At 70.8% G+C, this 8,950-nt stretch carries 11 protein-coding genes; 2 read left to right on the top strand and 9 right to left on the bottom strand.

What is annotated here, in order from left to right; all coding sequences use genetic code 11:
* On the bottom strand, positions 1–485 hold a 485-nt coding region (locus tag RT323_RS04025), incomplete at its 3' end, for a sigma-70 family RNA polymerase sigma factor (RefSeq protein ID WP_313405213.1).
* A gap of 147 nt (positions 486–632) precedes the next feature.
* Here RT323_RS04025 and RT323_RS04020 point away from each other — a divergent pair.
* Positions 633–1,262 carry an O-methyltransferase gene (locus RT323_RS04020; RefSeq protein ID WP_313405211.1) on the top strand — a complete coding sequence of 210 codons (630 nt, stop codon included), beginning with the start codon at positions 633–635 and terminating at the stop codon, positions 1,260–1,262.
* Between the two features lie 26 nt (positions 1,263–1,288).
* On the opposite strand, the gene RT323_RS04015 is transcribed toward RT323_RS04020, so the two are convergent.
* The 3 genes from RT323_RS04015 to RT323_RS04005 all read right to left on the bottom strand — a co-directional run bounded on the left by RT323_RS04015 (position 1,289) and on the right by RT323_RS04005 (position 2,400).
* Positions 1,289–1,609 (bottom strand): hypothetical protein, encoded by a 321-nt coding sequence (locus RT323_RS04015; RefSeq protein ID WP_313405209.1) that lies wholly within the window; start codon positions 1,607–1,609, stop codon positions 1,289–1,291.
* Positions 1,610–1,634: 25 nt separating this feature from the next.
* Complete coding sequence (locus RT323_RS04010; RefSeq protein WP_082530405.1) at positions 1,635–1,796, bottom strand: DUF3117 domain-containing protein; 162 nt, start codon at positions 1,794–1,796, stop codon at positions 1,635–1,637.
* Positions 1,797–1,887: 91 nt separating this feature from the next.
* Positions 1,888–2,400 carry a hypothetical protein gene (locus RT323_RS04005; RefSeq protein WP_313405204.1) on the bottom strand — a complete coding sequence of 171 codons (513 nt, stop codon included), beginning with the start codon at positions 2,398–2,400 and terminating at the stop codon, positions 1,888–1,890.
* Positions 2,401–2,531: 131 nt separating this feature from the next.
* Here RT323_RS04005 and RT323_RS04000 point away from each other — a divergent pair, with 131 nt between their 5' ends.
* Positions 2,532–3,422: a GDSL-type esterase/lipase family protein gene (locus tag RT323_RS04000; RefSeq protein ID WP_313405202.1), complete on the top strand. Its 891-nt coding sequence runs from the start codon at positions 2,532–2,534 to the stop codon at positions 3,420–3,422.
* Positions 3,423–3,429: 7 nt separating this feature from the next.
* On the opposite strand, the gene dapE is transcribed toward RT323_RS04000, so the two are convergent.
* The 5 genes from dapE to RT323_RS03975 form a co-directional block, all read right to left on the bottom strand.
* Positions 3,430–4,494: a succinyl-diaminopimelate desuccinylase gene (gene dapE / locus RT323_RS03995; RefSeq protein WP_313405200.1), complete on the bottom strand. Its 1,065-nt coding sequence runs from the start codon at positions 4,492–4,494 to the stop codon at positions 3,430–3,432.
* Between the two features lie 26 nt (positions 4,495–4,520).
* The gene (locus tag RT323_RS03990; RefSeq protein WP_313405198.1) at positions 4,521–5,183 is read right to left on the bottom strand and encodes a VOC family protein; all 663 of its coding nucleotides are present in this window, start codon (positions 5,181–5,183) and stop codon (positions 4,521–4,523) included.
* A 39-nt stretch (positions 5,184–5,222) separates the two neighbouring features.
* A complete protein-coding gene (gene rdgB / locus RT323_RS03985) occupies positions 5,223–5,837 on the bottom strand; it encodes an RdgB/HAM1 family non-canonical purine NTP pyrophosphatase (protein WP_313405196.1) in 615 nt (204 codons plus the stop codon).
* On the bottom strand, positions 5,834–6,562 hold the full coding sequence (rph, locus tag RT323_RS03980) for a ribonuclease PH (protein ID WP_313405194.1): 729 nt from the start codon (positions 6,560–6,562) through the stop codon (positions 5,834–5,836). The genes rdgB and rph overlap by 4 nt, the downstream gene beginning before the upstream one ends.
* Before the next feature lie 108 nt (positions 6,563–6,670).
* Entirely contained in the window at positions 6,671–8,854 is a 2,184-nt protein-coding gene (locus RT323_RS03975) for a choice-of-anchor J domain-containing protein (protein ID WP_313405192.1), read from the bottom strand.
* Positions 8,855–8,950 lie beyond the last annotated feature (96 nt).

The following is an 8,950-nucleotide window of genomic DNA, read 5'->3' as shown; positions in this document are numbered from 1 at the left end:
GCCCGGCCGCGGTGGATGCGGCTTCGGACGGTGGGAACCTTCACGCCGAGCACCGCGGCGATCTCCGCGTGCCCCAGCTGCTCGACGTCCGCCAGCACCACCGCGACGCGGAAGTTGCTCGGCAGGGTCGCCAGGGCGGCCTCGATGTCCGGGTCGAACCCCGCGTCGTGCACCAGGTCCGCCGGCAGCGACGTGGCGTCCGCCAGCCGGGCCTCGTGCGCTGCGGTGAGCGCGGACGTCGGCTGGCGCTTCGCGCGCCGCGCACCGTCCAGGAACAGGTTGGTCGTGATCCGGTGGATCCAGCCCGCGAAGTTCTGTGCCTCGTACCGGTCGAGCGAGGTGAAGACCCGCTCGAAGACGTCCTGGGTGAGGTCCTCGGCGTCCTGCGGGTTGCCGGTCAGCCGGTACGCGAGCCGGTGGACCTGGGCCGCGTGACGGGCGTAGATCTGCACCTGGTCGTGAGGCGTCGGCATCCGGTCGGGCATGCCTCGATCCTCGGCGGCCAACCTGAGAGCAGGCGAAGAACGCCCTGACGGTTGGCGAAGTCCGGCCGGCGTCACCGCGCGTCAGGCGGTCGGGGACAGCCGGGCGTCGATAGGCTGTGAGCACCCGCCGAACGAATGCGAGGGAGCATGACCACCGAAGCCAGCCTGGCCTACGTCGAGCAGTACCAGTCCGAGGACGACCACCTGCGCACCGCGCGTCGGCACGCCGAGTCCGTCGGCGTCGTCCCCGTCCTGCCGGGCGCCCGCGCCGCGCTGTCGTTCCTGGCCGGAGCCGCCGACGCCAAGAGCATCGCCGAGATCGGCACCGGCACCGGCGTCTCGGGCCTGGCCCTGCTACGCGGCATGCTGCCCGACGGTGTGCTCACGTCGGTCGACCTCGAGGCCGAGAACCAGCGCCTCGCGCGCGAGGTCTTCCTCGGTGCCGGCATCCCCGCGACGCGCTTTCGCCTCATCACGGGCTCGGCGCTCGATGTGCTGCCCCGGCTCAACGACGGCGGCTACGACCTGGTGTTCTGCGACGGCGACAAGGTCGAGTACGGCGAGTACCTCGACGAGGCCCTGCGCCTGACCCGCGCGGGCGGCTTCGTGGTGTTCGACAACGCCCTGTGGCACGACCGCGTCGCCGATCCGGCCCAGCGCGATCCCGAGACCAGCGCCATCCGCGAGCTCATCGAGCGGGTGCGGACCGACGAGGACCTCTCGTCGCTGCTGCTGCCGCTGGGCGACGGACTGCTGGTTCTTCAGAAGTCGCACTGACCAGGGGCTCGCTGTGCGGCCGGCCCCTAGAAGCGCGCGGCGGACTTGAAGCCGGCGGGTCCCCGCACGACGGCGACGACGTCGAACGGCTCGACCTCGGGCGCTACGCCGACCATCGCGGTGACGGGCACGTCGGCCGCTCGCGGCTCGAAGTCGGCCTGGAACGCGGCGCGCGCCTCGGAGCTGACGAAGACGTAGGTTCCCTCGAACCACTCGCCCTCGCGGGCGCGCCACGACTTGAAGCGCAGACCCGACAGGCCCGCGAACTTCGCGTGGGACTCGTTCTCGACGTAGTCGCGCAGACGGTCGAGGACATCAGTCGGTGCGTCGGTCAGCGACCAACGCACCGAGAGGCCGTGCACCGGCCCCGTCTCAGACGGCCTTGAGCTGGTCGCCCAGCGTCGCGGCTTCTTCGTTGTTGAGTTCGACCACCAGACGTCCGCCGCCCTCGAGCGGGACCCGCATGACGATGCAGCGCCCCTCCTTGGTGACCTCCATCGGTCCGTCGCCGGTCCGAGGCTTCATGGCGGCCATCTGTACCCCTCTCGTTCCGGGCCCGTGGTCCGGGCCCGGCGTCCATTATCGCGCATCCCGGCGCGGGATTCACGCGAAGGGTCCGAAGGACTCAGGCAGAGCGCAGTTCGCCCGAGCCGCCCGGCTGCTCGTCGGCGTCGGCCTGGACGGCCGGGCTGACGATCCGCGGATCGATCTCGGGGCGGGAGCCGAGCATCGCGATGAGCTCCTGCTCGGTCGCGAGGCGCTCCTCCAGCTCGTCGATCTGCGAGCTGCCGGCGGCCAGGTCGGCACGCAGGCGAGCGATCTCGGCCTCGCTGGCGCGCAGGCGCTCGCCGACGGCGCGACGGAAGGACGCGTCGACGTCGAGGTGCTCGCGCTCACGCTGGGCGATGACGCGGGCGTCGCGCACGCGGTCGCGCGCGAACTTCTGGCGGACGTCGCGGATCTCCTCGGACATCAGGACCGTCGAGGTGATGCCGGACGAGAGGGCCACGCAAGCGGCCATGATGAGGGCCGGAACCGTCTGCATCGCCACACCGGCGATCACGACGACAGCGGCCAGAGCAAGCACGATCGCTGCGGATGTCACGCGCAGCGAGCGGGGAAGTGTGCGGCTGGACATGCGGCCCAGCGTAGGTCCGCCGGGTCGACGGTTCGGGACGGCACGCCGAGGCGCTCGACAAGTTTCATCCCGGACCTGAGGCTTGGTCGCTCGGCGGGCCGGTTCGTGCCCGTCTCACTACCGTGGTCAGCGTGCCTGCCGCCTTCCCCGCCCGCGTCGTGGCCGCCTCGGTCGTGGCGCTGGGCCTGGTGACCTCCTGCTCCTCCCCCGCCGACGAGGCACGGACCGCCGAGCGCCAGTACCTCGCGATCGGCGACTCGTACGCCGCCGGCTACCAGCCCGCGATCGACGGCGGCGAGGCCGAGAACACGACCGAAGGCTTCGCGTGGCGCGTCGCTCAGGAGACCGGGCTGGGCCTGGTCAACGTCAGCTGCTCGGGCATCACGACGGTCGACTTCGTGTCCGGCGACCCCTGCGACGATGAGCTGCGCGCTCCGGGCGCGCCGGCGCCGACAAAGGGCTCCGAGCTCGCCGTGGCGCTCGACCACCTCGACCGCCACGGCGACGACGTCGAGCTGGTGACGGTCGTGCTGGGCGCGAACGACCTGCGCGCGTGCGCCTTCGACACCGGGTGGCGCGGTTGCGTCGCCGAGGCGGTCCCGCGAGCCGCGCGTGCCCTGGACGACCTGCTGGGGCAGGTGCGCGAGCGCATCGGCCCCGACGTGCCGATCGTGGGGCTGACCTATCCCGACGTGTGGCTGGGCGCGCCCGTCCTGGCGCCCGACTCGCGTGAGGCGGCCAGGATCGCCGATGCCTCGGTCGAGATGTTCCGCACGCTCGTCAACCCGGCGCTCGCGCGCACGTACGCGAGGCACGGCGCCGACTTCGTGGACGTCACCGAGGCCTTCGGGGCGTACCTGCCGGCCGACCGGACGACGAGGTCGGCCGAGTTCGGCACGCTCCCCGAGCGGACGGCGCGGATCTGCGACGAGACCTACTACTGCGCGCTGGCCGACCCACACCCGACGCCCGAGGGACACCAGCGGATCGCCGACCTCGTGGTGGGCACGCTCGAGCGCTGAGGACCTGTCAGACCTGCCCGGTCAGCCAGGCGCCGAGCCGGTCGAGGACGCGGTGCAGGTGCTCGACCGGGACCTGCTCGTCGGCCTTGTGCGCGTACCGGGGGTCACCGGGCCCGTAGTTGACCGCGGGCACCCCCAGGACCGTGAACTTCGCGACGTCGGTCCAGCCGAACTTCGGCCCGACCGTGCCGCCGACCGCCTCGACGAACGCCGCCGCCGCCGGCCTGTCCAGGCCGGGCATCGCACCCGGCGCCGAGTCCGTGACCGTCAGGTCGTGGCCGGCGAAGACCTCGCGCAGGTGCGCGAGTGCCGCGTCCTCGTCGCGGTCGGGCGCGAACCGGTAGTTCACCGTCAGGACGGCCTCGTCCGGGATCACGTTGCCGCTGACCCCGCCGCGGATGCCGACGGCGTTGAGACCCTCGCGGTAGGTGAGCCCGTCGATGTCGACCGTGCGGGGCTCGTAGGACGCCAGCGTCGCCAGCACCGCCCCGATGTCGTGGATCGCGTTGTGGCCCATCCACGAGCGGGCCGAGTGCGCCCGCTCCCCCGTCGTGCGGATCTCGACGCGCATCGTGCCCTGACAGCCGGCCTCGACGCCCGCGTCGGAGGGCTCCATCAGGATCGCGAAGTCACCCGCCAGCCACTGGGGATGCTCGCGCGCGATGCGGCCCAGCCCGTTGTGGACCGCGGCGATCTCCTCTGCCTCGTAGAACACCCACGTGACGTCACGGACCGGCTCGGTGATCGAGGCCGCCAGACTGAGCGCGATGGCGACGCCACCCTTCATGTCGCACGTCCCCAGCCCCCAGAGGGTGTCCCCCTCGAGACGCGACGGCATGTTGCCGTTCTCGGGGACCGTGTCGATGTGGCCCGCGATGACGACCCGCTCGGCGCGGCCGAGGTCCGTGCGCGCCACGATCGTGTGTCCGTCGCGCACGACGGTGAGGTGGTCGCACGCCCGCAGCGCCGCCTCGACGGCGTCGGCCAGCTCGGCCTCGTGGAGGCTCTCGGACGGCGCGTCGACGACGGCGCGGGTCAGGGTGACGATGTCGGCACTGAGGTCGAGGTTCACGTCACCACCCTAGGGTGGGCGTTCGCTCAGCCGTCGAAGACGCAGAACTCGTTGCCCTCCGGGTCGGCCATGACGGTCCACCCACGGTCGTCCCCCGGCGGCAGGATCACCATCGCGCCCCGCTCGACGAGGTCGTCCACCGTCGTGCCACCCAGCAGCACGACGTCCCAGTGGATCCGGTTCTTGACCGTCTTGGGCTCAGGCACCGGCGTGAAGTCGAACGACTCCACCGGGGCGCCCGGGATGTCGTCCACCCAGGAGTACTCGCCGTCCGTCTCGAACGTGCCGCCGAGGACCTCCGCCCACCACGTGGCGATGGCGCGGTGGTCGACGGCGTCGACCACGACGTCCTTGAGCCCCTCGGGGCGGCCGGTCGAGTCGAACACGCAGAACTCGTGACCCTCAGGGTCCTGGTAGGTCGTCCAGCTGAACTCGCCCGGCTCGGTCAGGCGGGTGAGTCCCTCGAACATGCCCGGGTCACGGCCGACCAGGTCGAGGTGGACGCGGTTCTTGACCGTCTTGGGCGGAGCAGGATTGATCCAGATGGTCTGCTGCGGGTGCCGGCCGCGCAGCACCGCGCCGACCTCGTCGGTGCTGCCGTGCAGGTGCAGCCAGCGCCCCCAGCGCTCGGCCGCGGCGGCCGGGTCCTCGACGTCGATGACCAGGTCCTTGAACGCCACGAGTGCCATGGACCCAACGTAGGACGGGTCCGCGGCCGACGCGAGGGGTCAGGCCGACAACAGGGTGGCCACGGTCGGCGCGATCGCGCGCAGCGCACGTCCCCGGTGGCTGATCTCGTCCTTGTCCTCACGGGACAGCTCGGCGGTCGAGACGTCGTGCCCGGCAGCGGCGAACAGCGGGTCGTAGCCGAAGCCGCCCTCGCCCTGCTCGGCGTGCAGGACCCGTCCGGGCATCTCGCCGACCTCGACGATCTCGGTGCCGTCGGGCATCACGAGCGCCATCGCGCAGCGGAACGTCGCGCCACGGCGCTCGTCGGGCACGTCCGCCAGCTGCGCCAGCAGCAGCCGGTTGTTCGCGGCGTCGCCGCCCTGGTCCTTCGGCACGCCGGACCACCGGGCCGACAGCACGCCGGGCATCCCGTTGAGCGCGTCGACGCAGATGCCCGAGTCGTCCGCGAGCGCCGGCAGCCCGGTCACCCGCGTGGCCTCGCGTGCCTTGATCAGCGCGTTGCCCTCGAACGTGGGCTCGGTCTCGGCCGGCTCGTCGTACGGCTCGACGTCCTTCAGGCCGAGCACCTCGACACCGGGAACGAGCGGCTCCAGGATGCGGCGCAGCTCGTCGAGCTTCTTGGCGTTGCCCGAGGCCAGGACGATCCGGGTCACTGCGCGAGCGCCTCGGACTGCAGGCGGGTCAGGTCGGCGCAGCCCTTCTCGGCCAGGCCCAGCAGGAGGTCGAGCTCGGAGCGGTCGAACGCCGCGCCCTCGGCGGTCCCCTGAACCTCGATGAACTTGCCCGACCCGGTCATCACGACGTTCATGTCGGTCTCGGCGCGCACGTCCTCGACGTACGGCAGGTCCAGCATCGGGGTGCCGTCGATGATGCCGACGCTGATGGCCGCGATCGAGTCGGTGATCGGGTCGCCCTTCACGGCGCCCTGGGACTTGAGGTGCGCCACGGCGTCGACGAGCGCGACGTACGCGCCGGTGATCGCGGCGGTGCGGGTGCCGCCGTCGGCCTGCAGGACGTCGCAGTCGATCGCGAGGGTGTTCTCGCCGAGCTTCGACAGGTCGACCGCGGCGCGCAGCGAACGCCCGATGAGTCGGCTGATCTCGTGGGTGCGGCCACCGATCTTGCCCTTGACGGACTCGCGGGAGGAGCGGTCGTGCGTGGCTTGGGGCAGCATCGCGTACTCGGCCGTCAGCCAGCCCAGTCCCGAGCCCTTGCGCCAGCGCGGCACGCCCTCGGTGGCCGCGACCGCGCACAGCACGCGGGTCTTGCCGAACTCGATGAGGCACGACCCTGCGGCGTGGTCGAGCCAGCCTCGCGTGATCGTGATGTCTCGGAGCTGATCGGGGGTCCTGCCGTCTTCTCGGGTCACGGCCACCACGGTAGCGGCCGGAAGTTTCCCCGGTTAAGTGGGTTTCCTGTCACTTCTCGAGGATCGCAACCCTCGAGAAGTGACTGGTTCCCCACTTAACCGGGGAATCCGTCACGCTCAGCGACCGCCGGGCTGGACCTCGCCGTTCACGGTGAGCGTGTACGGCGCGTACTGCTGGACCATCTCGGTCGGCTCGTCGTAGCTGACGATCGCGACGACCTGCTTGGCCGGCAGCAGCTTGAGGCGCGTCGCGGGGTCGATCCGGAACGAGTCCCGGCCGTCCCAGGCGGCCTGCGCGACGTACGGCACCTTGCCGGGGCGGATGCCCACGAGCTTGACGTGCCAGTTGTCGACCTCGGTCGGGCGGACCTCGGTCGGCGAGGAGAAGGCGTCGAGGTTCGAGCCGTCGCTCACGGTCGTGCCGCCGACGACGACGTTGTCGACCTTGATGCCGCCCTCGTTGACGCCGCCGTCCGAGATGTAGCGGAACGCCACCAGGATCTCCTGGCCCGCATACGCCGAGAGGTCGAACGAGTGCGCCTCGAAGCCGTTGGTCGTGCCGTTGAGCGACGGGCCCTGGGGACCCTCGACCGTCTTGTCCCCGGCGATCGACGTGTACGTGGCGCCGCCGTCGGTCGAGACCTGGACGTAGCCGTAGTCGTAGCCCATCTCGGCCCCGTACTTGGCGTCGAAGGTGAGCGTCGGGTCGCCCGCCGGCACGGTCACCGAGGTGACCGCGGCGACGTCGAGGCTGTTCTCGTTGCCCGAGAACAGCACCGCGTCACCGGGACGGTCGGGATCGTCCGTCACCGAGGTCCACTGCAGCTCCTGGGTCGGCAGGGTCGCGTCGCCCTTGAACGAGAGCGACCGCAGGCTCGTGCCCTTGACCGGCTTGCCCTTGTACGTGAGCGGGACGTAGTCCGCCCCGTTCGGGGCCGCGCCCGGCGTCGCGTACGCCGCCGGGTTGTCCAGGTTGACCGTCGAGCGCAGGCTCGGCGTCGTGACGCGGCTCTTCGACGTGCCGATGACGAGCGAGTGCTTGGCGTCGCCGATGATCTTGTCGAGCAGAGTCATGGACTGGAAGTCGTGGTAGACCTTCCGGAAGTCATGGCCCTCGGCCTCCAGCTGCTTCGCGATCGCGGGGATGCCCTGCGCCCCACCGTCACGGTGCAGCTGCGAGATGAAGTCCTGCCCGAACTTGTCGCCCAGGTAGAGCATCAGCTGGTAGGCGTGGCCGTAGTCGCCCAGCACACCCGAGGACGTGTTGCCCTCGTCCCAGAGGTTGAACGACCCCTCGGGGCCGCCACAGTCGCGCGGGTTGGTGTTGTAGTCGGTCCGCACGGTGCCGAAGCCCTGGTAGCAGTACAGGTGGCCGTCAGCGCCCAACTGGTCGACCGTCCGGGTGCCGTCGACATAGCCGACGAGCGTCTGCGCCCAGTCGGACAGGCCCTCGTTGACCGCGATCGTCTCGTTCGGGTCGGTGTAGTACTGCAGCAGGTGCTGGTACTCGTGCGCGAACGTGCCCTCGTAGAGGTGCGGCCGCGCGGGCCGGCTGGTGCACAGGTCGTCGGTCGGCTCGTCGACGGGGTCGGCACCGGTGCGGTGAGCCCAGTCGAACGCGTCGATCGTCATGATGTTGCGATCCATGTACTCGTTGAAGATCGACCAGAAGAAGCCGGCGATGTAGGTCGGCGCTTCCGGGAAGTCGTAGAAGTTGTCGTCGCGGACGTTGTCGACGAGCGTCACGATCTTCTCGCCGCCGCCGCTGAAGTCACCGTCGATCTGGGCGTTGGACCCGTCGCGGGCCGGCGGCGTGCTGAAGGCCTCGGACTCCTTCGGGTAGATGTTCGTGTCGAACTCGGACACGAGGCTGTCGACCTGCGCGTCGGTCACGACGGCCGCTTCCGGCCCGCGGCAGTCGCCCTCGGGGAACGCGATGTCGTTGGCGACCCACACCTCGATGTGGTCGCCCGAGCCGCGCAGCGTGTAGTCCTTGTAGTAGATCTGGCCCGAGACGTCGTCGAGCGCGAGCCACTCACGCACGGTGCCGACGGGCGGGGTGACACCGGCCGGGGCGGCGCTGCGCCGGCCCGACTTCTGGGCACGGAACTGCGTGGTGGTGTCGACCTTCTTGCCCTCGAACGTGATGTCCTTGAGGTCGGTCGAGGGGTGGAACGGCTGCGGTTCAGCGGCCTTGGCGGCGGGCGGCGCGGCGGTGGCGGTGGTGCCCAGTGCGGGCACCGTGAGGGCCGAAGCCGCGAGTGCGGCGGCCAGGGCGAGTGGCTTCCATGAGATCGTCACGATCTACCTCTCTCGGCGCCCGTCCCCCCGGACCACACCTGCACCCTGATGCACAGGTGTTTGGGCACCGAGAGTCATGTAACTCCCCCCGGACCA

Origin of the sequence: Aeromicrobium sp. (assembly GCF_032084975.1) — a bacterium.
Lineage (GTDB): Bacteria > Actinomycetota > Actinomycetes > Propionibacteriales > Nocardioidaceae > Aeromicrobium.
This window is presented reverse-complemented; position numbering and strand designations above follow the sequence as displayed.

Excerpts from the sequence above, each read along its gene's own strand:
- RT323_RS04005 (WP_313405204.1), bottom strand. The coding sequence starts at position 2,400 with ATGTCCAGCCGCACACTTCCCCGCTCGCTGCGCGTGACATCCGCAGCG.
- RT323_RS04020 (WP_313405211.1), top strand. The coding sequence starts at position 633 with ATGACCACCGAAGCCAGCCTGGCCTACGTCGAGCAGTACCAGTCCGAG.
- RT323_RS04010 (WP_082530405.1), bottom strand. The coding sequence starts at position 1,796 with ATGGCCGCCATGAAGCCTCGGACCGGCGACGGACCGATGGAGGTCACC.
- RT323_RS03990 (WP_313405198.1), bottom strand. The coding sequence starts at position 5,183 with ATGGCACTCGTGGCGTTCAAGGACCTGGTCATCGACGTCGAGGACCCG.